Here is a 21,770-nt window from a genome sequence, read left to right on the forward strand (position 1 = left end):
TGGAAATTTTGGTAAACTTAGCAGATGAAAAGAAGGAAATCCTTATGGTAGAGAGACTTTTAGGTTATATCGGTCGTCCGTTTCTCCAAGTTTTTGAAACAATTGAGAAATTTGGTTTGTTTATTTTATTTCAATTAAAACTTTTTAAACTCTATCCGCTTGCACTTAAGCGGTATAAAATAGTCTTAACACAGATAGAAGTGATCGGATTGGGATGTATGGGAGTTGTTACTCTCACGGCATTGTTTACCGGTATGGTATTGGCGATTCAGCTTTATAACGGATTTCATCAATTCGGTGCTGAAAACTTTATCGGCTATACGGTATTTTTTTCGATTTCCCGTGAACTCGGTCCCGTATTTGCCTCTTTGATGCTTATTTCCCGTTCTATCAGTGCGATGGCGGCAGAACTTGGAACAATGCGGGTAAGTGAGCAGATAGATGCTATTGATATTTTGGGAGTTAATTCTAAAGAGTATCTTATAACGCCGCGTATCATTGCCACAGTCATTTCCTTACCGCTACTGGTCATTTGGTTTGATTTTATCGCTATCGGTTCGGGGTATGTGATTTCTACCAGTGTGCTTGGAATTAATCCGATTTCATATCAGGAGACACTAATGCGTTTGGGTGATTTCGATGATATTATGACCGGGGTTTTTAAAGCGGCTGTATTTGGATTTATTGTCAGTTCGATTGGAAGTTACATCGGGTATCACACTAGCGGTGGAGCACGCGGAGTAGGGCAAGCGACAATTTATGCCGTTGTCTATTCGGCAGTGGCAATTTTTATTACCAACTATTTTATGTCCGCCCTATTCTTATATTTAGATTGGTAGGAATCAATCTCCCAATTCGCTTAGAGGCCGAAACTGATAAGTATCCGGATCGTAGTATTCGATGGCACCGGTTTCAATATCATAGTACCAGCCATGGATAAACAGTTTTTCTTCTTCCACCAGTTTTTTTACATACGGGTAAGTGAGAAGATTTTCGATTTGCGTTACGATAGAGAGTTGTTCGGTAGCGCGTAATAACTCTTCTCGTGGAGCATTGTCGCCTAATGCGAGTATTGCCATCGATTTTGCTTTTTCTCCGAGAGTAAGCCATTTAGCGGTATGGATCATTGAGGTATTACAAGAAGATTTATAGAGTGCTTCGATAGCACCGCAATGCGAATGACCACAAATAATTATTTCGGATACTTCCAAGACCAATACAGCATATTCTATCCCTGCCGCGGTAGAGTGGAAATCTTCATCGGGTTTGTAGGGGGCGACAAAGTTGCCGACATTACGGACGACAAAAAGATCCCCCGGATTAGATTGGACGATCAGATCGGGAATAACACGCGAATCGGAACACCCGATAAAAAGAGCTCTTGGATTTTGTCCCTCTTTGACGAGATTTAAAAGCTGAGCTTCGTGTTTTTTAAAATAAGTTTGTTGAAACGTCTCGTTACCGTCAGCAAACTCTTTTAGACGTTGAACACTTTGATCAGCAGCATTTTTTCTTAGTGGCACTGTTCAATTCCTAAATATTTGATAATAGCCTCATATACTTTGCCCCCTTCACGGTCACAATCATCATAATATTCTATGGTTATCATCCGTTTCCCCTCGGTCACGGAGCCGCCATAAATATTAGGTTTAAGTGAACAAAGGAGAGTAGACTCTGCAATCGCTTTTTCGATCATTCTTTCTTCTTCTTCGGTTGAATAAGCGAGTGAGAGCTTGGTGTATCGCTCTTCGGATTTATGATCGGCAAAAATAGAACATACTGGCATAGAGTATCCTTCGTTTATGATGAGTTTATTATACGAAAATTTAGGTTAAAACCACTCCAAAAGTTTGCTAACTTCGTCAATTTCGTAACATTTAATGGTAGTTTTTTCAATCGGCTTTTTCGGAATTAGCGCTTTGGTGATCTGCTGAGAGGCTGCTTCTTTCAGGCGTTGATCAAGTTGATATACTTCACGGATATCGCCAACGAGAGAAACTTCGCCGATAAAAACCGTCTCTTTGGAGATAGCACGGTTACGGAAACTGCTGATAATGGCGGCAAGAATTGCCAAATCGGCAGAGGTTTCGGTAATTTTGATCCCACCTGTGATATTAATAAAGACATCATAACTGTTAAGGGGTATTTCGAGTTTACGCTCCAGCAGGGCAAGGAGCATATTAAGACGGTTGTTTTCAAACCCTGTTGCCTGACGTTTCGGATTCGGGGCATGGGTGTCACTCACGAGGGCTTGCACTTCAAGGACGATAGGGCGGGTACCTTCCATGATGACGGTGAGAGCCGAGCCGCTTTGGGATTTATTACGGTTAAAAAAGCGTGAAGAGAGGTCTTTCGCCGAGACCAATCCGTCATGACGCATCTCAAATACCCCTATCTCGCTGGTGGGGCCGAAACGGTTTTTAAATCCGCGTAATATACGCAGTTCATGGCCGCTGTCCCCTTCAAAATAGAGGACGACGTCAACCATGTGCTCCAATACGCGTGGTCCTGCGATGGAACCTTCTTTGGTAATATGCCCGATGATAAAGATAGCGATGCGGCGCTCTTTGGCGATACGCATCAGATCAAAGGTAATCTGGCGTACTTGTGTAACTGATCCGGGGGCAGAGGCAATAGTTTCAGAATAGAGGGTTTGGATTGAGTCGATGATGATACATTCATAGGGACGCTCATGCAATTCTGCGAGCACCTGCTCCAGTCGAATTTCGGCTAAGAGGTAGAGATTATCGACATTGGCTCCTAACCGATTTGCTCGGAGTTTGATCTGTCCTTCGCTCTCTTCACCGGATACATAGAGGACATTGCGGTTTTGCTTTGCCAGATTGGAACCGATTTTCAGAAGCAGGGTTGATTTCCCTACCCCGGGGCTTCCTCCGATTAGAACGAGCGAGCCGGGAACGACTCCTCCGCCGAGAACCATATCGAGTTCGGCATCATCACTCGTGAATCGCTCGGTATTTTCTTCGACGATCTGGGTTATCTCTTTTGCTTTGACATTGCCTGATGGGGAGGAGGTTGAAGTGAGTTTTATCACCTCTTGTTGTTGTTCGCTCAGTTCAACAAAACTATCCCATCCGCCGCAGTTGGTACATTTTCCCATCCATTTCGGAGTGGTAAACCCACAATTCTGACATTCGAAGAGAACATTTTTTTTCTTAGCCATTAAGGGTTTAGTTCCTCTGCGAATATTGCATCCAAAATACCGTCAACAAACTCGTATTTGTCAAACGGGATTAGATGTTCCGGTTGTTCACCGACTCCGATGTAGAGAATCGGAAGCGATAGGGCGTAGGCGATGGAAAATACCGATCCCCCTTTTGCCGTTCCGTCAAGTTTAGTAATGATAATTCCATCTACTCCCACCATCTCGTTAAAGGCTTTGGCCTGGGCGATGGCGGATGAGCCTTGTGTACCGTCGAGGATAAGAATTTTGCGGTGCGGTGCTCCGCTATGGGCTTTATCACAGATACGGACGATTTTTTTAAGTTCATTACCCAAATTGGTTTGGGTATGGAGCCGTCCGGCGGTGTCAATGATGACCTGTTCAAACCCCCGTGCCTTTGCGGATTCGATGGTATCATAGGCTACGGCACTCGGATCATGCCCCTGTCGGGAAGATACGATAGGAATTTCCAGTTTATCCGCCCATCTCGTGAGTTGCTCGATAGCAGCGGCACGGAACGTATCGCCTGCTCCAAGGATGACCCGCTCACCGTTGTTTAGATGGTGTTGCGCCAGTTTGGCGATGGTTGTCGTTTTTCCCGCACCGTTTACACCGATAATTAGAGTAACGGTCGGTTTATCGGGATTATCGGGGAGGGTGTTTTGGGCAAAATTGAGTGTAGCAAGAAGTTTGGAGCGGAGCTGTTCACGGGTAATATCGTTTTGATACAGTTCACGGAGAATTATTTCAACAAGATCGTATTCGACATCGGCTTCGAGAAGGATGTTTTCGAGTTCATCTTTGGATATTTTTGCTTTTCGCTCCGGTGCGATAGCGGCTATCGCATCAATTGTTTTTTGAAGCCCTTTTTTTATGAATGAAAACATACTTATTTTCCTAAAGCTTGAGCAATATCGTGATCAATAATCTCTTCTTGAGTCGCTCCGGCGTAGTGGGTGACGTATTCGCCTTTATAATAGAGAACCATAAGGGGAATCGGGAATTGTTGTCCTACACCGATGGTAGAAGCGATAGAACGTGCTAATTCCTGATTATCAGCTTTATTACTGATAAGATACTCTCCCCCTTGATATTTTTCACGAAACGCATCGAGCTCTGCATTGCTTTTGTCATCTTCAATCGTAACCCCCATAATAATGAGCTCATCACCGTATTTTTTTTGCAAATTTCCGAGGTGTTTAACTTCAGCTTGGCAGGGAGGACACCAGGTTGCAAAGATATCGAAAAGGACGACTTTGTCATCTCCTGCATCAAGGGTAAAGTTGGTTCCTCGTTTCTCAACGACATAGCTTTTACCTTTAGTATCCATAAGGGTGAATTCAGCCGTGGAGACCATTGCTTCATCCGCTGATTCTTCACCGCATCCTTGAAAGAGGAGAGTTATGGAAAGTAAAGGGATAAGGAGGGTTGAAAAACGCATACAAAACCTTTTTTCGATAAAATAATGAAGATTATAACGAAGCAAAGGTAAAAAGTGTCCAAAAACGATTTTAGAAGCGAATGTATTAAGCAGCTAAAAACGCTTAGTCCACATACTCGATATTACCGTGACACAAAAATACGGACTATTCTTGAGGGGGTACTTCAGGAACTCTCAATTAAGAGAATATTATTCTTTTGGCCGATGGGATTTGAACCTGATATTCGTAAGTCAATCCAATATCTACGCCGTGAAAAAGAAGTATATTTGCCGTTTATGGATGGCGTCAGTTTCAAAATGGTACCATTAAGATACCCGTTGGAATGTAAAGCTTTTGGGATTTATGAGCCGCGGAATTCGTATAGAAAATATAATTTAATAGATGTAGCTATTGTCCCTGTGATAGGGGTGGACGGGTCACTGCGCCGAGTAGGTTTCGGTAAAGGGATGTATGATCGATTTTTTCCGACCCTGAAAACGAAACCGTTTACGATTTTTATTCAATCATGTGCATGCCGAACAAAAGAAAATGTATGTGATGATTACGATGTGCAAGGTGATCTTCTTATCACCCCTCATGGTGTGCAAAGCATGAGGAAAACCAATGTTAAACGAACTTCTCGTCGGGGGCGCAGTCGCCCTCATCAGCGGGCTGGTCGGATTTTTAATTTCAAAAAAGATTACCGCTACACATTTTGACCTTTACGTAGAACAAGCGAAAGGGAAAGCCAAAGCGATTGAGAATGAAGCACATTTGATGCTAGAGCGAGCTTCTTTCCGCTCTCGTGAGATTGAAAAAGAGGCTCAAAAGCATTACGATGAGACGTATGAACAAGTAAAAAAAGATTTATCCATACGAGAAGAGAAGATTGAACGTTCAGAACGCGAGTTTGATCGATTCCGACGGCTTGAAGAGGAAAAAATCGTTTCTGAGCGTGCCGGAGTTGAAAATCGTCGGCTCAATGTTGAACGTAATGAACGTGCTTTAGAGAAATTAAAAGATGACTACCGCAAAAAAAGTGAACAATTACAGGTGATCGTCGAACAGCGTGCAGGGTTATCGGCACACGAAGCGAAAACGATTTTATTGGATCAAATACGTGAAACTGAGCGTTTAGAATTAGCGCGTACTATGCGTGCATTGGAAGAACAATCCAAAGAACAGCTCAAACGCAAAGCAAACTACATTTTGGCACAAGCGACATCACGGTTTGCCGGAGAATATGCGTCAGAGCGATTAATCAGTGTGATCCATTTGGATGATGATGAACTTAAAGGGCGTATAATCGGGAAAGAGGGGCGTAATATTAAAACCCTCGAAATGGTTAGCGGAGTCGATATTATTATTGACGAAACCCCGAATGCCATTATTGTTAGTTCATTTAATCTTTATCGCCGTGCGATTGCGACGAAAACGATTGAAGTGTTAATTCAAGACGGTCGAATTCAACCCTCACGAATCGAAGAGGTATACCAAAAAGTATGTGAAGAGTTTGATGAAGCGACTGCACGTGAAGGGGAAGAGATTATTTTCGAGATGGGGATTCAAGGTATCCATCCGGAATTGATGAAACTGATTGGACGGCTCAAATACCGAGCTAGTTATGGACAAAATGCTCTTGCCCATACGCTTGAAGTTGCCCATTTGGCAGGTATTATGGCTGCAGAGATGGGTGGGGATGTCAAACTTGCTCGACGTGCAGGGTTACTGCACGATATCGGGAAAACGCTTACGCAAGAAAACGGCGGGAATCATGTCGATATCGGAGTTGAACTCTGCCGTCGTTACAATGAAGATCCGGTGGTTATTAATGCCATTTATGCCCATCACGGTCATGAAGAGATTAAGAGTATCGAATGTGCCGCAGTGTGTGCTGCCGATAGTCTCTCAGCGGCTCGTCCGGGAGCACGTCGTGAAGTACTGGAGAGTTTTTTACGCCGTGTAAGTGAGATCGAAGAGATTGCTACTCAAAAAGCGGGAGTTAAACAGGCATATGCGATTAATGCCGGTCGAGAAGTGCGGGTTATAGTCAGTGCTCAAAGTATCAACGATGACGAGACGGCATTGATAGCACGGGAAATTGCCGATGAAATTTCGCAGAAAGTACAGTTTCCGGGTGAAATCAAAGTCAGTGTAATCCGAGAGAGCAGAGCGGTAGAATACGCGCGTTAAATACTTTTGCCTCAACTGAGGCAGAAGTATAATTTAAAAAGAACTATTTATCTTTCGGAAATGTAACGACTACCATTCCTCGTAAATCTCCCATTTTATATCCCACTGCTTTATCTTCGGGATAGGTTGTTTTGATCGCTTTTGTAAGCGGTGAATCAGATTCAAGAGCACCATGACATTTTAAACACGCTTCATTATTGATGACGATCGGTTTGTAATAAACATCTTTTCCGTTGGAGAGTTTTTTCAGTTCACCTGAGGGGAGAGCTTGAGCGTTGGCTAACATATTACGCCACTTATTCAGTACAATTTGCTCTTCTGCGGTTGCGGCATTGATCGGATTGCGGTTGAGGTTGCTGACCCGTTTAATCTCGACAGATGATTCTTTAGCAACAGTATCGGTTAGAGCTAGCGCATTGTGTGAGCAAAAATTCAGAGCTTGCATAGGACCGCCCGCTTGCATGTGTGTTTTTAGCTCACCGCCGAGGGTTTGAAGCAATTTTCCTGATATTGCGTTAGCTTTTTGTATCATTTGCTCTTGAGAGAGCGGTTCAGCACTAAGTAGCGCAGAGGCTAAAAAAAATGAAATGGCACTTAATCGACTCATAAATATATCCTTGTATTATAATATGGATAATTTTAACAGATATAGTAGAATGATTGACTAATGAAGTTAATCTACATCATCGATTTCAGAATCATCGTATGGATCAAGATGGATTAGTGCGTAAACGTTATTTTCGGGAAAGAGATTTTTGAGAGAGAGTTCGATTCGGTCTCCAACCATATGTGCGTCATATAAAGAGGTACTGATACTGAAAACAACATGAACACTCAAATAGATATCACTTCCCGAACGGCGTGTTCGGAGGTCATGATGCCCGCTAATATCGGTTTGTGAGTTGAGAAGTCTATTGATTTTATCGACACTTTGCGGATCGAGTGCCGCATCAAGAAGCATTAATATACCCTCTTTGATAAGCGGATAAGCTGAATAGATCATATAAGCACTGATCCCGATACCCAATAGGGGATCAATAAAGGTGTACTCGGTAAAGGTAATGACAACAAGAGAGATTAAAACAGCTCCATTGCTTAAAAGGTCGGTTTTATAATGGAGTGCATCCGCAGCAATTACCATATTTCCGGTTTTTTTTGCAATATGATTTAAAAAGATCACTAATCCAGCGGTAATTATTAGTGAAGCGATCATCACACCGATAGAGAGATCCAAATGCTCAATGATACTTCCTTGAACCATTTTAGAGATAGCGGTGTAGAGGATAAAAAGTGCTGAGAGACTGATAATAGTTCCTTCGATAACTGCTGCGAGAGGTTCGAGCTTTCGGCGACCGAAATTAAAATGCTCATCCGGCTCTTTGTCGGAATTGTGAAGAGCAAAGTAGTTGAAAAGAGAAACGACCATATCCAGAAGCGAGTCGATGGCAGAAGCTAATACGGCAACGGAACCGCTAATGATCCCGACCGTCAGTTTAAACGTTACGAGCAAGAAGGCGACAATTGTCGAAATAAGGGTGGCTTTTTTTTCTATACGCATGGGGGCATTTTAGCCTAATATTGATAAAATTTCGAGATTATTGTGAGGAGCGAAAATGGATTTAAATGCAGTTCGAGAAGAGCGACAAAAATGGATGACATGGAAAAATATCGCTCCGCTGCGCGAAGCGCTACAGAAGCTTCCTAAGATTGAATCTGCTGTTGAACTTGGCAATACCGTTAAGCTGACGACCAAAGAGACGATAGATACCGCAGAACTTGAACGTGTTGCCCGCCTTATGATGCCGTGGAGGAAAGGGCCGTTTGATCTATTCGGTCTTTTTATCGATACGGAATGGCGCAGTGATCTTAAATACAATTTTCTCCGTCCCCATTTTAATCTAGCGGGTAAAAAAGTGGCCGACATAGGCTGTAATAACGGCTATTATATGTTCCGTTTTCTCGAAGATGCACCTGCAAAAATAGTCGGATTTGACCCTTCGGCGCTCTTTCAATCGCAGTTTGATCTCATCAACCATTACGTCAAAAGTGATATTGTTTACGAACTCCTCGGAGTGGAGCATCTGCCCTATTATGAAGAAAAATTTGACGTCATTTTTTGTTTGGGAGTTCTTTATCATCGTAGTGATCCGGTTGCGATGCTCAAAGCTCTTGGTCAAGGTTTGGCGCAGGGGGGAGAGATTTATCTCGATACGTTTATTATTGACGGAGATGAGCCGTACGCTCTTTGTCCGAGTGAGAGTTATTCGAAAATTACGAATGTTTATTTTGTTCCGACCCTCAAAGCTTTGGAAAACTGGTGTATTCGTGCCGGATTTACATCGTTTGAAGTATTGGGGAGCGTACTGACAACCTCAGAAGAACAGCGTAAAACCGATTGGATTGAATCCCAAAGCCTTGAAGATTTTCTGAATCCTGCCGATAGTAGTAAAACCATAGAGGGATACCCTGCGCCGAAGCGGGGATACATACGGATTAAAAGAGGGTAATTTTGGCAAAAGAGCAAGCATCAGATATTATGAATGAGATGATCCAAGTGGCGATCAGCCCGCAAACGGCGCTGAATACGCATGAGCGCATCAATACCGTTTACAGCGGAGAAATTATTAAGCTGGAAAGCGGGTACTCTAAAGTAATGCTGGAAACCAATGAAGTGATGCGTGCCGATGAGGTAGGATTGGTTCACGGCGGATTTATTTTCAGTGCAGCCGATTTCTCCGCAATGGTTGCCGTAAATGAACCTAATGTTGTCTTGGCTTCGTGCAACTGCCTTTTTTTAGCTCCCGTTAGAGTCGGGGACACGGTTACGTTTGAAGCAACGGAGCATCAAAAAGAGGGACGGAAACGTAACGTTACCGTCCGTGGTTTCGTCCATGAAATCAAAGTTTTTGAAGGGGAGTTTAAAACGGTTGTAACCGAACGTCATGTACTCCGTCTGGATCTTTTGAAAAATATCGACTCTTAAATCGAACGAATCCAGTAGGCGACATGCTGCTGTTCGGCATAGACACTCGTCGCTTCCCCATGACCGGGGTAGAGAATTTTATCTTCTCTCATCTGTGAAAACTTCTTCAAGCTCTCCTTCATCGCTTCCGGATCGGAGTAGGGAAAATCAACCCGCCCGATCGAGTTTTTAAATAAAAAATCCCCGCTAAACATAACATCCCCGATTTCAATCATGGAACATCCGGGACAATGGCCCGGAAAATGGTGGAACTTCACTTCAATACCGTCGAGATTAAATGTCTGGTCTCCTTCGACTTCGACGTCGGGGGTCGAGGGGGGCAACCCCGGCATCCATGTGCTGTTTTGGAGGAGCATCACATCTCCTGTAGGGGTATAGAGGGGGATATTCAGTTTTTCTTGTAGGGTACTGTTGCTCCAAACATGGTCAAAATGACCGTGGGTATTGAGGATGGCTATCGGGTTTTTGACATTTGCCAGTACCCACTCGGTCGCCCCCATCCCCGGATCGATAATGATCTCTTTGCCATCGATTTTAACAATATAGCAGTTAGTCTGATAATCGCCCATCGGGCGTTTTAGGATTTCCATAGGTGCTCTTTTTGGTCAAATTTTACCATAAACAAGAGGTTTCAGCTAATTGAGAATGAGACGGTATCACGTTCAACCGGTTCATTCTTTTTAATATCGTAAATCCCCTCGAAGTTATAAGGGAATTGGCCGTTAAATTCACCGATTCTAGCCCCTTCTGAAGTGGTTTCGGCGTAGTAGAAGTTTTTTCCTTCAATTTTAAGACTGGCACTTAGAAAAGGGAGATCGTCGGTATCATTAAGGTGGACAACGACAAAAACATGATGAGGCACGTAGACAAAGCGATACTCATACCCTTTCTCATTCAATAAGGAGGCAAAGAGATTCGATTTGTCGTCACAATCCCCCCAGTTGCTCTCTACCACTTTTTTGGCATTGCGGCTGGTATAGTCCGTTTTATAGGGGATATTAGTGACATAGTCGAACATTTTTTGAACTTCGCATCCTTGATCGTTGTTGCACCCTTCGGTAAGCGTATCGGCGAGTTTCGAGAGTTCTCCTTCACGTGCCAAATTCGTTTTAATCACCATCCCCTCCAGTTCAATAACTCCACGATCAAAGATACTGACCATTTGAGGAGAATGTTTTGGGATATAGGGGCGTAAATCCCGTGTTTCAATCCAGGTTATTGAAATCCCTGCATAGGTAAAGATTCCTACCACCCCTCCCACAAGGAGCAGGTTTAGGAAATTCGCTTTCGATTTTTGACTCGGACGTTGGTGGTGGTGAAGTGCTGATTTGAGAATTTCACGATAGATAAGTATCGCCAGCAGAAGGATAAGGGTTATTTTTATCCACAAGTCCATAAAGCCTCTTTGTTGGAGCGTTTCATCCGTTTGATGGTGAGCTCTCGCTTGAGCGCACTGCTTTTATCGTTGTATTCTTCACGGTAGATCAATTCTACGGGACGACGCGAACGGGTATATTTTGCCCCTTTGTCCGACGTGTTATGCTCCATCAACCGTTTTTCAACATCGATTGCTATCCCCGTGTAATAGGTATCGTCACTGCATTTTAGAATATAAAGAGTGTAGGCTTTTTCGGATGATTTCATGGAGTGAGTATAGCAAAATAGTAGTTTATAAAATGATATACAGATACATATTGAACTCATTATATAGTTTAAATTAAATATCTTTTAGTCGATTTTATAGCATTAGATAAAAGGGGGAATAATCGTATGAAAGTAGAAAGATATAATGTTTTCAGCAATGCTGATTATTTCCATTACCAAAGCTCAAACAAGCAAGATTTTCAAAGAGATGAGATAAAGGAAGAACACTCTTCACAAAACAATTTTAAAGGGGATGAATCGATTGGAAGCAGTAGCGTAACTGATAATACGATATCTGCAAATACAGAGGAAAAGCTTCTTATAAGAGATTTAAGCACTTCACTTCTAGAGGGGATACGTCAGAGTATAGAGCTAGGTGATAATTTTGGATTTAGAACTATTCATTCAGAGGCTGAAGCACTCACATTTGATACGACAGCAACTATAAAAACCGATAATCGTGAGATTGAACTTAATCTAAGTGTTTCACTCTCTCGAAGTTTTGTTGAGCAGACGAAGATAGTTCATGAACGTGTCGAAGAGAAGTTTAACGCGTTGATGGATCCTCTTGTGATTGAGCTGAAAGGTTCTTTCCCTTCATTAAATTCAAAAACTTTTTCATTTGATATTGATAGTGATGGGGCAGAAGACCAAATATCAATGCTAGGAAATACGAGTGCTTTTTTAGCATTAGATAAAAACAGTAATGGAATAATTGATAACGGTAATGAATTATTTGGGGCAAAAAGCGGTAATGGGTTCCAAGAACTTAGGATGTATGATGAGGACAAAAATGGTTGGATTGATGAGAACGACTCCATTTTTAATAAATTAAGAGTGTGGTATAAAACAGAAAATAGGGATGAACTTATTGCAATCGGTGAAGTAGGAATCGGTGCAATATATTTGGGAGATATTGTAACACCATTTGAGGTTAAAAATTCCTCAAATGAGCTATTAGGTGTAATGCGAAAAAGTAGCTTTTTTTTGTTTGAAAACGGAAAAGGAGGGATGATCTCACAAATAGATTTGGCTGTTTTAAGAGAAAATACTGTTCAAGAGACGATATCATCGGCAAACAATACGATGAAAAAACTTCAGGGGATTAACTTATATAAAATTAATATTGATGAAGATAGTGACTCTATAGATATAAAGCTAGAGAAATTAAAAAAGCGGTTACAATCTTTAGAAGTTAAACTTCAAAAAGCAAGGGAAGAGGAAAAAATTTCTATTCAAGCACAAATTTATGCTGTTCAACTACAAATGATGGAATTGATTTCTCAATAAGTGAATCCTCATAATGTACAATTAGAACTATGAAACTTTACAATATCCTTGAAACTATTTTGACCGCTTCAGATCCCAGAAAAAAAATAGCCCTCTTTCGAGAGTTTTACGATACCTATCGTCGGGGCGAGATTACACGAGATGACCAAATTAAGCCTATCATTTTTAGCCACCCCTCCTATCGGGATTTTTGTACGGTGATTGATCCCAAGGAAGTGCCTAGACGTACAAAACTTAATACCCCTCAAGGTCAGATATTACTTCTTCATGCAATCGCCCATATTGAATACAGCGCAATCGATCTTGCCCTCGATGCCGTGTATCGTTTTCGCGGATTAGGTGAAAATTTTGAACGTGATTGGTTAGAAGTAGCCGACGATGAAGTGCGCCATTTTGAGATGATAGAGGTATTACTCCGTGATTTGGGGAGTTTTTACGGGGAATATCCGGTACATGATGCCTTGTTTGAAGCCTCTATGCGGACACTGGATCTACATGAACGAATGGCAGTAGTGCCGAGATACCTTGAAGCCAACGGTTTGGATGCAACTCCTCTCATCCTTCGTAAATTACAGCCGCATAAGAGCGATCCGATGATACAAAAAATTATGGCGGCACTTCATATTATTTTAGAGGAAGAGGTTGACCATGTCCGTAAAGGGGATGTATGGTTTGAATACGCTTGTTCACAAGAGAATAAGGGGATTTCAAGCTATTTTGAAATCATTGAAAAACACTATCCTAACAGTTTTCCCCGAAGAATTGATATTAATTGTACGGCAAGAGCGCAAGCAGGATTTCATCAAGATGAATTGGAGCGTATTTCTCTCTCAAAGTGTTAATAACTTCGTTACGAAAATTAGTTATAATGCAAATAGTTAATACTAAAGTAAGGTTAGGTAGTGGGTAAATACGAACTTGTCAGCCGGTACTTGCGCGAATTTTTGGATCAAGAAGTTCGTAAAACAGGTCTGAAAAAAGTAGTTTTGGGCTTGAGCGGCGGTATTGATTCCGCCGTTGTGGCTGTATTGGCGCATCGTGCATTCGGTGATGACTTGCTCTGTATTAAAATGCCTTCACACTATTCATCCCAAAATTCATTGGATGATGCAGATGAATTATGCGAAGTATTCGGACTCCGATCCGAGACGAAAAGTATTGAATCGATGCTGCGAGCCTATGAGTCTACCGATATGACACCGCTTCGGATAGGGAACCTTTCGGCGCGGTTACGAATGGTAACGCTGTTTGATATTTCGGCGCGCGAGGGGGCTTTAGTTCTGGGAACCAGTAATAAAAGCGAACTGATGCTCGGATACGGAACACTGTACGGAGATTTAGCGAGTGCGCTCAACCCGATCGGTGATTTGTATAAAACCGAAGTATTTGAATTAGCCCGTTATTTAGGGGTGCCAAGCTCGATTATTGATAAACCTCCTTCTGCTGATTTATGGGCAGGGCAGAGTGATGAAACGGAAATAGGTTTTCCGTATGTAGATTTGGATCGTGTGTTAAAGCGTTACGTTGAAGAACGGCATACGATTGAAGATATGATTGCCGATGGAGAAAATTCTCAATTAGTTGATATGATAGTAAAGAGAATTTATCAAAATCAATTTAAACGGCGTATGCCTGTAATCGCAAAATTGACATCACGAACGCTCAATCATGATTTTAATTATCCCAGAGATATTACCCTATAAAAAAGGAACAAAAAATGAGTATCCCATTCTATCGTGTCGAAGTCGGCGGAGATGAACGAGAAAAAATTGATGAAGTGTTAGATGGAGAAGCACCGAATATTATTGAAGATTTAGAAGCGGCATTTGAATCGTATATCGGAGCAACGTACGCTTTGGCTACTTCACACGGCACGGCAGCACTTCATTTGGCAATGTTGGCGATTGATCTCAAGCGGGGTGATAAAGTGCTCTGTTCCATCAATGCGTACCCTTCCGTTCCCGAAGTAGTACGTCATTTCGATGCAGAGCCGATTTTTATCGATATTAATCCTGACACTTTTACTATCGATTTGGATAAACTCGAAGCGTATTTGGCTGAAAATAAATCCAAAAAACTCAAAGCGGTCATTGTCTCTCATATTGCAGGTCAAAGTGTCGAGTTGGATCGATTGTATGCGATGGCAAAACAGTACGATGTCAAAATCGTGGAAGATGCTTCCGATGCTCTAGGTGCAACCTATAACGGGCAAAAAATCGGTTCTACCGGTGCCGACATTACCTGTTTTGATTTTAGCCCCCATTTACGTCGTAATGTTTGTAACGGCGGAATGATGGTTTGTGATGATGAAGAGATTATGGAGCGTGCACGCTCACTTCGCAATCATGCAATGGTAGTAGAGGATGAGGGGCTAGGGTACATCTATGATGTTACCGATATCGGAAGTCAATACATGATGAGTCCTCTCGATGCGGCAACAATTATCATTCAGCTTGAGAAACAAGATGAAAATATTGAACGACAACGTCAAATCGCTGAAATATTTAATGAACGTCTTATCGATGCACCGCATATTAGACTTCCTATCGCCAATGAAGAACATGCCTATTCGTTGTACATTATCAAAGTCGATAAAAATCGTGATTCATTTGCACGTGAGCTCTCTGCGCGGGGAGTCGAGTGCGGTTTGCACTACATTCCGCTTCATTTATTGAGTTATTATAAATCAAAATACTCTTTACGGGTTAATGATTTTCCGGTGGCTCTTCGTAACTATCAACAAGTACTTTCAATTCCGAATTATGCCGCACTCAGCGACGATGAAGTCGAAGAGATTTGTGACGCAATTTTGGATGTAGCTTCAACACGCGTTTGAAACGTTTTTGGGTGCTATGGGGCGAACGATATTTTTACAACCCCTCGCTGAGCCAAAAAATCCTTTCCCTATTACTTTTACCTCTTAGCTGGATCTACTGCTTAGGGGCCTACGTACGCTATCGTCGGAGTGTCCCTAAATCTTTAGGGATTCCTGTCGTGAGCATCGGTAATCTTACCCTCGGCGGTAGTGGAAAAACCCCCGTCGTCATTGAACTGGCAAAACACTTTGAGAAGCCGGCTATAGTATTGCGCGGATACGGACGACAAAGTCGTGGAATGGTTGTTGTTAAATATAAATCAACGATACTGTGTGACGTGATTCGAAGCGGTGATGAAGCGATGCTTTATGCCGAGTATTTGGAAAATGCTACGGTAATTGTCAGTGAAATTAGAGAACGGGGAATCGCAGAAGCTGCATCGATGGGATGCGAAGTCGTATTGCTTGATGACGGATACGGCAAACACTCTATTGAGAAGCTTGATCTTGTAATCGCCGTTCCGACCACCAACCCTTATTGTCTTCCTGCAGGACCGTATAGAGAACGTTTGTGGAGTAGCAAAGAGGCTATCGTGTTGATGGAAAAAGTGGCTTTTCAACGTTCCGTGAGTATTAAAAACCCAACGGAAAAGATGGTATTGGTAACTGCGATTGCACGCCCTGAGAGACTTGATCCTTATCTGCCGGAAGTGAGTGAAAAAATCTATTTTGAAGATCACCATTTCTTTACCCAAGGGGAATTAGAAATGATTGTTGAGCGTACCGGTGCGACGAGTCTCTTGGTAACTTCAAAAGACTTGGTTAAAATGTCGACCTATAAAAAACTCAATCTTTCTATTTTGGAACTTTCCATCACGTTGGATGAGGCATTAATAACTACTGTGAAGGACTATGTAAATGCAGCGAAAAATTGATACCGTCAAAACTCTCATGGACGCGATGCCGTTCATTAAAGAGTTTCGTGATGAAATCGTTGTCATCAAATACGGCGGTTCCGCTCAAACTTCCGATGAACTTAAGGCTAAATTTGCCCAAGATATTGTTTTGCTTCATTTGGTAGGGGTAAAAGTGGTTATTGTTCACGGTGGCGGTAGTCGTATCTCTCAGCTTCTGAGCGATCTTAAAATCCCGACCGAATTTATCGACGGTGAACGGGTCAGTACTCCTGAGGTTATGCGGATTGTCGAAATGGTTCTCAGCGGCGAGATCAACAAAGAGATCACTTCACTCCTCAACTCATACGGGGCCAAAGCGATCGGGATCAGCGGAAAAGATGCCCATTTTCTCCGCGCTAAACCGAAAGATGAGGCAAAGTTCGGTCTTACGGGGCGTGTTGAGAGTGTGAACGGCTCGGTTATCCATAATCTTTTGCAAGAGGGTTTCATCCCCGTCATTGCCCCTATCGGTTGTGATCCTATCGTAGGGCATCCGGGATATAACATCAACGCCGATCTTGCCGCATCGGCGATTGCGGCGGCAATCGGTGCGTGTAAAGTGATCTTTATGACCGACACTTCGGGGGTATTAAACAAAGAGAAAGAGCTATTTTCAACCCTTACCGAAGCACAGGTTGAAGCGCTCAAAGCGGACGGAACGATTAGTGGCGGGATGGTACCGAAAGTCGATTCGTGTCTCGAAGCAGTCGATATGGGGGTGAAAAAAGCTCATATTATCGATGGACGGATAGAGCACGCGATCTTGCTCGAACTTTTCACCTCTGAGGGGGTAGGGACACAGATTACACTGTGAACTCCCGTTTTTTTTCTCTAAGCGTTCCCTGATGGTGCCTTTGCTATAATCACAAAAATTTTATAAAGTGAACCGATGAAATTTATTGAAACACGCGGAAACGACGGAATCCATCCACAGCAGGTTGCCTTTTCAGAGGCGATTTTAAGCCCTATCGCATCCTTCGGAGGATTATACGTTCCCAGTGAACTTCCAAATTTAGGGGAAGCGTTTCTTTCGAAACATTTGGGCTCTTCGTATAAAGTGTTGGCGAAAGATTTATTGACGACCCTTGCGATTGATATTGAACCTTCAGTCATTGATGAAGCATTATCCCTTTATGATAAATTCGATGATCCTCTCAACCCAGTGCCGGTTGTCAAAGTACGTGATGATTTGTATGTGAGTGAGCTTTATCACGGGCCGACCCGTGCTTTTAAAGATATGGCATTGCAGCCGTTTGGTGTGGTTCTATCTTCTATCGCTCAAAAGCGTGGCCAAGAGTATCTCATTTTAGCGGCAACCAGCGGTGATACAGGCCCCGCGGCGTTAGAGACATTTAAAAATCGTCCTAATGTTCGTGTCGCATGCCTCTACCCTGATGGCGGAACTTCAGACGTTCAACGCCTCCAAATGGTAACTGAAGATGCACAAAACCTCAAAGTCATCGGAATCAAAGGGGATTTTGATGATGCACAAAGCGCCCTTAAGCGTCTTTTAGGCTCAGCAAGCTTCAAAGATACGCTAAAAGCAAAAAACATCTCTTTGTCTGCGGCAAATTCAGTCAACTTTGGACGGATTATTTTTCAGATTATCTACCATATTCACAGCTACCTAGAGTTGGTTCGCCAAAAGGCTATTACACTGGGTGAAAAAGTATATCTTGACGTTCCAAGCGGGAACTTCGGGAATGCACTCGGCGGATATTATGCCTATAAAATGGGACTTCCCGTTGAAAAAATTATTATTGCTTCAAATGAAAACAATGTTCTTACCCGTCTCATCAATACGGGACGTTATGATTTACGCGGTGAACATGTTGTCGCCACAACTTCCCCTGCTATGGATATTTTAATCTCCAGTAATGTGGAACGTATCTTATTCGATCTTTTTGGAAGCGAACGGACAAAAGCGCTTATGAGTGGATTGGAAGCAGAGCGTTTTTACGCCTTGGATGATAATGAAACAATGAAACTTCAAAATCTTTTTGCGGCGGATTATTGTAACGGTGCAGAAGGAAAAGGGTATATTAAAGAGGCATTTGATTATGGCTACTTGATGGATCCGCATACGGCGACCTGCTTTAAAGCGTATGATTGCTGTGCCACCAAACCTCTTAAAACTATCGTCTATTCAACCGCTGAGTGGACAAAATTTTCTCCGACGATTGCCAATGCGCTCACGGGGGAAGTCGATACGTGTGATCTTGATGCCCTTGCTTCTATCAGTAAAACAGCACAAACGGCTATTCCAGAGATGATAAAAGGGCTCTTCTCGAAACCGATTACGCAAGACAGCGTTATTGACAAAGAGAACATCGAAAAAGAGATTTTGAATTTTTTGAACTAGATGTTTTGGGGTAACCCAAAATATCGCTTACTTCTATTTTGCTTTTAGCGCCCCTTGATGCAGTGCCATTTCCATCAACTTAATCTCTTCATCACCCCAAATGAGTATTTTTTTCGATATATTCAAATCGGGTTGTTTTGAAGTTGAGTATTGAACGCCTGATAAAATGTGTTTTATACAATTGATACGTGCTTTTTTCTTATTATCTGAGCGGATGATGACCCATGGAGCATTTCCAGTATGGGAAGCGCGAAGCATAGAATATTTCATTTCAGTATATTTGTCCCATAAATCTTGTGACTTGGCATCAACAGGGGAGAGTTTAAACTGTTTTAACGGATCGGTTTTTCGTTCTTTAAACCGTTTGGCTTGTTCATCTTTAGAGACAGAAAAGTAAAACTTAAAGAGGATTATTCCGGAGCTAACGAGCATATGTTCAAACTCACCCACTTGATTTAAAAACTCTTGGTGCTCTTGCGGAGTACAAAATCCCATAACCGGTTCAACTCCTCCGCGATTGTACCAGCTACGGTCAAAGAGGACGATTTCACCGGCACTTGGCAAATGTTGGGTATAGCGCTGAAAGTACCATTGGGTTTTTTCGACGTCGGACGGTTTATCGAGTGCTACGACACGAGCACCGCGAGGGTTGAGATGTTCGGTAATCCGTTTGATCGTCCCCCCTTTACCGGCAGCATCACGCCCTTCAAAAATCATCAGGATTTTCAATCCTTTATCTTTGACATGATTTTGAAGTTTAAGCAATTCGATTTGTAGATTTTTGAGTTCACTCTCATAATCTAAAACCTCTTTTTTGACCCATACCGGAAGACGTACATTTTTTGGATCGGTTTTACGCTTTTCAGCTCTTGCTTGAGCCGGAGTGAGACGTCGATCATCATGTACAACATCTTCGATCTTTTCGGCTTCGGCTATTTCCGCTGTAGCCATTGAGTGTTTTGCGCCCATTCATTTATTCCTAATTTTTTTAATTATAACGTTGAAGTGATTAATTCATCAAGTTGCGCTAACTCTTTTGTCGCTGCAAAACAGCTATTTTCTCCACAAATAGTAAATTCATGTAAGGTTTCGTCATTTTTGAGGAGAGTGAAAGGGTGGCTAAAGGGGTGTATTATCTTTTTTAAATATTCAGAATTATGTTTGATGAGACGTTGTCCTTTGAGATAACGTATCACTTCAGCGGTGAGGGTAGGGTAGTAAATAGGTGTTTTCATCAGTTTGATGGATACATATTCGAGGCTTTTAAACGCAAAACGGCTATATTTCGGATCAACTAGTAATCCGAGACTCTGCAATACATTTACCATAACCCCCATGGCGCTTGGATAGGTACTATCATCTAATTCCGCAACCGTGGTAAAAGCCCCTCGGCTAAAATACCATTTTCCCTCTTCGTAAAAAAGTTCCAACGCTTTATTGGCAAAACGTTGAGCATCAATCAGATAATGCTCATCAAAGGTTGATTGATACGCTTCAATGAAGGTACTGCACAGATAGGCGTAATCTTCTAAAAACGCATCTATTTTCGGTGGTTTATGAATGAGGGCAGAGTGTTTGAGTTGTTCATTGATAAGCATGGTTGTTTTTAACTTTGCTAAACTTTTGACGGCTTGATGCAGATAGTTTTGACCCGATTTTCCTAAAATAAAGAGGGCTTTAATCATCATGGCATTCCATGCCGTAATCACTTTTTGATCGATAAAGGGATAGGTTCTATTTAGTCGTAGACGGCTTAGTTCTTTGCAAAAATCTTCAAACCACAGAGGACGTTCCTGTGAAGATAAACGGATAATACAAAGCCCTTCGAAATTTCCCTCGGGAGTTGCTCCGATTATCTTTGCCGCTTCATGAATATTAGGGATGGATAGGGTTTCGAGCACGGTGATAATTTCATTGTAGGTATAAACGAAATATTTCCCCTCTTCACCCTCACTATCTGCATCACTGGCGCTATAAAACAGATCATCTTCCATCATAAATTGCATCATAAAATCGGCTGTCTCTTTAGCAATTTGGAGGTATCGGTCTTCGTGATAAATCATCCCCGCTTGAGCATAGAGCTCACACAAAAGGGCATTGTCATACGCCATTTTTTCAAAATGAGGGATAATCCATGACTCATCAGTGCTGTAACGGCAAAACCCGCCGTCGATTAGATCATACATCCCTCCTAGTGCCATCGAGTCGAGGGTATGGGTAATCATGTTCTTTATTTTTTCATCATGATAGAGCCATTGAATACGTATAAGGGTTAGGAGTGTTGATACATGAGGAAATTTCGGTGATTTGGAGAAACCGCCGTTGATTTCATCGTAGTTGTGCTCGGCTTGGAGGGTAAATTGGGTGAGGATTTTTTCGTTTAAAGCGGTTGCTTGAGCGTTTTCGTTTTTCGGTCGCATGTAAGCAGTGATTTCATCAGCATTTTGAAACAGTTTCTCGTCATTTTCAGCCACCTTTTCAGCGATGATTGCGGTAAGTTCACTAAATCCCATCATACGATCACGATTAAAAGGGGGAATGTAGGTTGCGGCGTAAAAGGGTTTGTTCTCAGGGGTACAGAAAATAGAGAGGGGCCATCCGCCGCTTCTACGATTGAGGAGCATATGAAGTTCTTGGTAGTGCTTATCGATGTCCGGGCGCTCTTCTCGGTCAACTTTTATGCAGATAAAGTGCGCATTCACAAATGCGGCAATCTCAACATTTTCAAATACCTCATGTTCCATCACATGACACCAGTGACAGCTGCTGTAGCCGATAGAGATAAAGATCGCTTTGTGCTCACTTCGTGCTCTCTCAAAGGCTTCATCACACCATGGATACCATTCAAGCGGATTTTCACAATGCTGTTGGAGATAAGGGGAATCTTCGAGTGCGAGACGATTGGACATGCGTTTCTCCGTA

The 21,770-nt window shown here is 42.4% G+C and carries 24 protein-coding genes; 12 read left to right on the forward strand and 12 right to left on the reverse strand.

The genetic code is table 11. From position 1 onward, the window contains the following. Positions 1 to 44: 44 nt before the first annotated feature. Positions 45 to 839, forward strand: a complete 795-nt coding sequence (locus RMO68_RS06400) for an ABC transporter permease (RefSeq protein WP_310439894.1) — start codon at positions 45 to 47, stop codon at positions 837 to 839. Between the two features lie 3 nt (positions 840 to 842). Here RMO68_RS06400 and RMO68_RS06405 read toward each other — a convergent pair whose 3' ends face one another. From RMO68_RS06405 to RMO68_RS06425, 5 genes are read right to left on the reverse strand one after another with little or no spacing between them, the layout of a single operon-like run. Next, complete coding sequence (locus tag RMO68_RS06405) at positions 843 to 1,523, reverse strand: carbonic anhydrase (RefSeq protein WP_310439895.1); 681 nt, start codon at positions 1,521 to 1,523, stop codon at positions 843 to 845. Further along, positions 1,514 to 1,786 (reverse strand): hypothetical protein, encoded by a 273-nt coding sequence (locus tag RMO68_RS06410; protein ID WP_310439896.1) that lies wholly within the window; start codon positions 1,784 to 1,786, stop codon positions 1,514 to 1,516. The genes RMO68_RS06405 and RMO68_RS06410 overlap by 10 nt, the downstream gene beginning before the upstream one ends. Before the next feature lie 45 nt (positions 1,787 to 1,831). Next, entirely contained in the window at positions 1,832 to 3,184 is a 1,353-nt protein-coding gene (radA, locus tag RMO68_RS06415; protein ID WP_310439897.1) for a DNA repair protein RadA, read from the reverse strand. Continuing rightward, on the reverse strand, positions 3,184 to 4,071 hold the full coding sequence (gene ftsY / locus RMO68_RS06420; RefSeq protein ID WP_310439898.1) for a signal recognition particle-docking protein FtsY: 888 nt from the start codon (positions 4,069 to 4,071) through the stop codon (positions 3,184 to 3,186). Before ftsY ends, radA begins: the two co-directional genes overlap by 1 nt. 2 nt (positions 4,072 to 4,073) lie before the next feature. Then, entirely contained in the window at positions 4,074 to 4,625 is a 552-nt protein-coding gene (locus RMO68_RS06425) for a TlpA disulfide reductase family protein (RefSeq protein WP_310439899.1), read from the reverse strand. A gap of 54 nt (positions 4,626 to 4,679) precedes the next feature. On the opposite strand from RMO68_RS06425, the gene RMO68_RS06430 reads away from it, so the two are divergent. Then, positions 4,680 to 5,324 carry a 5-formyltetrahydrofolate cyclo-ligase gene (locus RMO68_RS06430; protein WP_310439900.1) on the forward strand — a complete coding sequence of 215 codons (645 nt, stop codon included), beginning with the start codon at positions 4,680 to 4,682 and terminating at the stop codon, positions 5,322 to 5,324. Continuing rightward, positions 5,230 to 6,798: a ribonuclease Y gene (rny, locus tag RMO68_RS06435; RefSeq protein WP_310439901.1), complete on the forward strand. Its 1,569-nt coding sequence runs from the start codon at positions 5,230 to 5,232 to the stop codon at positions 6,796 to 6,798. Before RMO68_RS06430 ends, rny begins: the two co-directional genes overlap by 95 nt. Before the next feature lie 43 nt (positions 6,799 to 6,841). On the opposite strand, the gene RMO68_RS06440 is transcribed toward rny, so the two are convergent. Both RMO68_RS06440 and RMO68_RS06445 read right to left on the reverse strand, forming a co-directional pair. Continuing rightward, on the reverse strand, positions 6,842 to 7,405 hold the full coding sequence (locus tag RMO68_RS06440; RefSeq protein WP_310439902.1) for a DUF3365 domain-containing protein: 564 nt from the start codon (positions 7,403 to 7,405) through the stop codon (positions 6,842 to 6,844). A gap of 66 nt (positions 7,406 to 7,471) precedes the next feature. Further along, positions 7,472 to 8,356, reverse strand: coding sequence for a cation diffusion facilitator family transporter (locus RMO68_RS06445; protein ID WP_310439903.1), 885 nt, complete (start codon positions 8,354 to 8,356; stop codon positions 7,472 to 7,474). Between the two features lie 55 nt (positions 8,357 to 8,411). On the opposite strand from RMO68_RS06445, the gene cmoB reads away from it, so the two are divergent. Then, a complete protein-coding gene (cmoB, locus tag RMO68_RS06450; RefSeq protein WP_310439904.1) occupies positions 8,412 to 9,305 on the forward strand; it encodes a tRNA 5-methoxyuridine(34)/uridine 5-oxyacetic acid(34) synthase CmoB in 894 nt (297 codons plus the stop codon). Between the two features lie 2 nt (positions 9,306 to 9,307). Further along, positions 9,308 to 9,781, forward strand: coding sequence for a hotdog domain-containing protein (locus RMO68_RS06455; RefSeq protein WP_310439905.1), 474 nt, complete (start codon positions 9,308 to 9,310; stop codon positions 9,779 to 9,781). On the opposite strand, the gene RMO68_RS06460 is transcribed toward RMO68_RS06455, so the two are convergent. From RMO68_RS06460 to RMO68_RS06470, 3 genes are read right to left on the reverse strand one after another with little or no spacing between them, the layout of a single operon-like run. Further along, positions 9,778 to 10,371 carry an MBL fold metallo-hydrolase gene (locus tag RMO68_RS06460; RefSeq protein WP_310439906.1) on the reverse strand — a complete coding sequence of 198 codons (594 nt, stop codon included), beginning with the start codon at positions 10,369 to 10,371 and terminating at the stop codon, positions 9,778 to 9,780. The two genes, RMO68_RS06455 and RMO68_RS06460, sit on opposite strands and share 4 nt — an antisense overlap. Before the next feature lie 41 nt (positions 10,372 to 10,412). Beyond that, a complete protein-coding gene (locus tag RMO68_RS06465; protein ID WP_310439907.1) occupies positions 10,413 to 11,177 on the reverse strand; it encodes a transglutaminase domain-containing protein in 765 nt (254 codons plus the stop codon). Further along, positions 11,162 to 11,425 (reverse strand): GIY-YIG nuclease family protein, encoded by a 264-nt coding sequence (locus RMO68_RS06470; RefSeq protein ID WP_310439908.1) that lies wholly within the window; start codon positions 11,423 to 11,425, stop codon positions 11,162 to 11,164. The genes RMO68_RS06465 and RMO68_RS06470 overlap by 16 nt, the downstream gene beginning before the upstream one ends. Positions 11,426 to 11,551: 126 nt before the next feature. Between RMO68_RS06470 and RMO68_RS06475 the strand changes: the two genes are divergently transcribed. From RMO68_RS06475 to thrC, 7 genes are all read left to right on the forward strand, one after another. Continuing rightward, positions 11,552 to 12,715 carry a hypothetical protein gene (locus tag RMO68_RS06475; RefSeq protein ID WP_310439909.1) on the forward strand — a complete coding sequence of 388 codons (1,164 nt, stop codon included), beginning with the start codon at positions 11,552 to 11,554 and terminating at the stop codon, positions 12,713 to 12,715. 29 nt (positions 12,716 to 12,744) lie between these two features. Further along, entirely contained in the window at positions 12,745 to 13,557 is an 813-nt protein-coding gene (locus RMO68_RS06480) for a ferritin-like domain-containing protein (RefSeq protein WP_310439910.1), read from the forward strand. A 60-nt stretch (positions 13,558 to 13,617) separates the two neighbouring features. Next, a complete protein-coding gene (locus tag RMO68_RS06485; RefSeq protein ID WP_310439911.1) occupies positions 13,618 to 14,418 on the forward strand; it encodes an NAD+ synthase in 801 nt (266 codons plus the stop codon). A gap of 14 nt (positions 14,419 to 14,432) precedes the next feature. After that, positions 14,433 to 15,551 carry a DegT/DnrJ/EryC1/StrS aminotransferase family protein gene (locus RMO68_RS06490; protein ID WP_310439912.1) on the forward strand — a complete coding sequence of 373 codons (1,119 nt, stop codon included), beginning with the start codon at positions 14,433 to 14,435 and terminating at the stop codon, positions 15,549 to 15,551. A gap of 11 nt (positions 15,552 to 15,562) precedes the next feature. Next, entirely contained in the window at positions 15,563 to 16,465 is a 903-nt protein-coding gene (locus RMO68_RS06495; protein WP_310439913.1) for a tetraacyldisaccharide 4'-kinase, read from the forward strand. Next, positions 16,449 to 17,300: an acetylglutamate kinase gene (argB, locus tag RMO68_RS06500; RefSeq protein WP_310439914.1), complete on the forward strand. Its 852-nt coding sequence runs from the start codon at positions 16,449 to 16,451 to the stop codon at positions 17,298 to 17,300. Before RMO68_RS06495 ends, argB begins: the two co-directional genes overlap by 17 nt. A gap of 75 nt (positions 17,301 to 17,375) precedes the next feature. Next, positions 17,376 to 18,848 (forward strand): threonine synthase, encoded by a 1,473-nt coding sequence (gene thrC, locus RMO68_RS06505; RefSeq protein WP_310439915.1) that lies wholly within the window; start codon positions 17,376 to 17,378, stop codon positions 18,846 to 18,848. 33 nt (positions 18,849 to 18,881) lie between these two features. Here thrC and ppk2 read toward each other — a convergent pair whose 3' ends face one another. Both ppk2 and RMO68_RS06515 read right to left on the reverse strand, forming a co-directional pair. Further along, positions 18,882 to 19,817, reverse strand: a complete 936-nt coding sequence (gene ppk2, locus RMO68_RS06510) for a polyphosphate kinase 2 (RefSeq protein WP_310439916.1) — start codon at positions 19,815 to 19,817, stop codon at positions 18,882 to 18,884. Between the two features lie 23 nt (positions 19,818 to 19,840). Continuing rightward, positions 19,841 to 21,757, reverse strand: a complete 1,917-nt coding sequence (locus tag RMO68_RS06515; protein ID WP_310439917.1) for a thioredoxin domain-containing protein — start codon at positions 21,755 to 21,757, stop codon at positions 19,841 to 19,843. Positions 21,758 to 21,770 lie beyond the last annotated feature (13 nt).

It is taken from the genome of Sulfuricurvum sp. (assembly GCF_031427015.1).
GTDB lineage: Bacteria > Campylobacterota > Campylobacteria > Campylobacterales > Sulfurimonadaceae > Sulfuricurvum.

What these genes read in the sequence shown, in the direction of transcription:
- RMO68_RS06440 (WP_310439902.1), bottom strand. Translation starts at nt 7,405, where the DNA reads ATGAGTCGATTAAGTGCCATTTCATTTTTTTTAGCCTCTGCGCTACTT.
- ftsY (WP_310439898.1), bottom strand. Translation starts at nt 4,071, where the DNA reads ATGTTTTCATTCATAAAAAAAGGGCTTCAAAAAACAATTGATGCGATA.
- RMO68_RS06515 (WP_310439917.1), bottom strand. Translation starts at nt 21,757, where the DNA reads ATGTCCAATCGTCTCGCACTCGAAGATTCCCCTTATCTCCAACAGCAT.
- radA (WP_310439897.1), bottom strand. Translation starts at nt 3,184, where the DNA reads ATGGCTAAGAAAAAAAATGTTCTCTTCGAATGTCAGAATTGTGGGTTT.
- RMO68_RS06445 (WP_310439903.1), bottom strand. Translation starts at nt 8,356, where the DNA reads ATGCGTATAGAAAAAAAAGCCACCCTTATTTCGACAATTGTCGCCTTC.
- RMO68_RS06470 (WP_310439908.1), bottom strand. Translation starts at nt 11,425, where the DNA reads ATGAAATCATCCGAAAAAGCCTACACTCTTTATATTCTAAAATGCAGT.
- RMO68_RS06425 (WP_310439899.1), bottom strand. Translation starts at nt 4,625, where the DNA reads ATGCGTTTTTCAACCCTCCTTATCCCTTTACTTTCCATAACTCTCCTC.
- cmoB (WP_310439904.1), top strand. Translation starts at nt 8,412, where the DNA reads ATGGATTTAAATGCAGTTCGAGAAGAGCGACAAAAATGGATGACATGG.
- thrC (WP_310439915.1), top strand. Translation starts at nt 17,376, where the DNA reads ATGAAATTTATTGAAACACGCGGAAACGACGGAATCCATCCACAGCAG.
- RMO68_RS06480 (WP_310439910.1), top strand. Translation starts at nt 12,745, where the DNA reads ATGAAACTTTACAATATCCTTGAAACTATTTTGACCGCTTCAGATCCC.
- argB (WP_310439914.1), top strand. Translation starts at nt 16,449, where the DNA reads ATGCAGCGAAAAATTGATACCGTCAAAACTCTCATGGACGCGATGCCG.
- RMO68_RS06490 (WP_310439912.1), top strand. Translation starts at nt 14,433, where the DNA reads ATGAGTATCCCATTCTATCGTGTCGAAGTCGGCGGAGATGAACGAGAA.
- ppk2 (WP_310439916.1), bottom strand. Translation starts at nt 19,817, where the DNA reads ATGGGCGCAAAACACTCAATGGCTACAGCGGAAATAGCCGAAGCCGAA.
- RMO68_RS06410 (WP_310439896.1), bottom strand. Translation starts at nt 1,786, where the DNA reads ATGCCAGTATGTTCTATTTTTGCCGATCATAAATCCGAAGAGCGATAC.
- rny (WP_310439901.1), top strand. Translation starts at nt 5,230, where the DNA reads ATGTTAAACGAACTTCTCGTCGGGGGCGCAGTCGCCCTCATCAGCGGG.
- RMO68_RS06460 (WP_310439906.1), bottom strand. Translation starts at nt 10,371, where the DNA reads ATGGAAATCCTAAAACGCCCGATGGGCGATTATCAGACTAACTGCTAT.
- RMO68_RS06465 (WP_310439907.1), bottom strand. Translation starts at nt 11,177, where the DNA reads ATGGACTTGTGGATAAAAATAACCCTTATCCTTCTGCTGGCGATACTT.
- RMO68_RS06475 (WP_310439909.1), top strand. Translation starts at nt 11,552, where the DNA reads ATGAAAGTAGAAAGATATAATGTTTTCAGCAATGCTGATTATTTCCAT.
- RMO68_RS06400 (WP_310439894.1), top strand. Translation starts at nt 45, where the DNA reads ATGGTAGAGAGACTTTTAGGTTATATCGGTCGTCCGTTTCTCCAAGTT.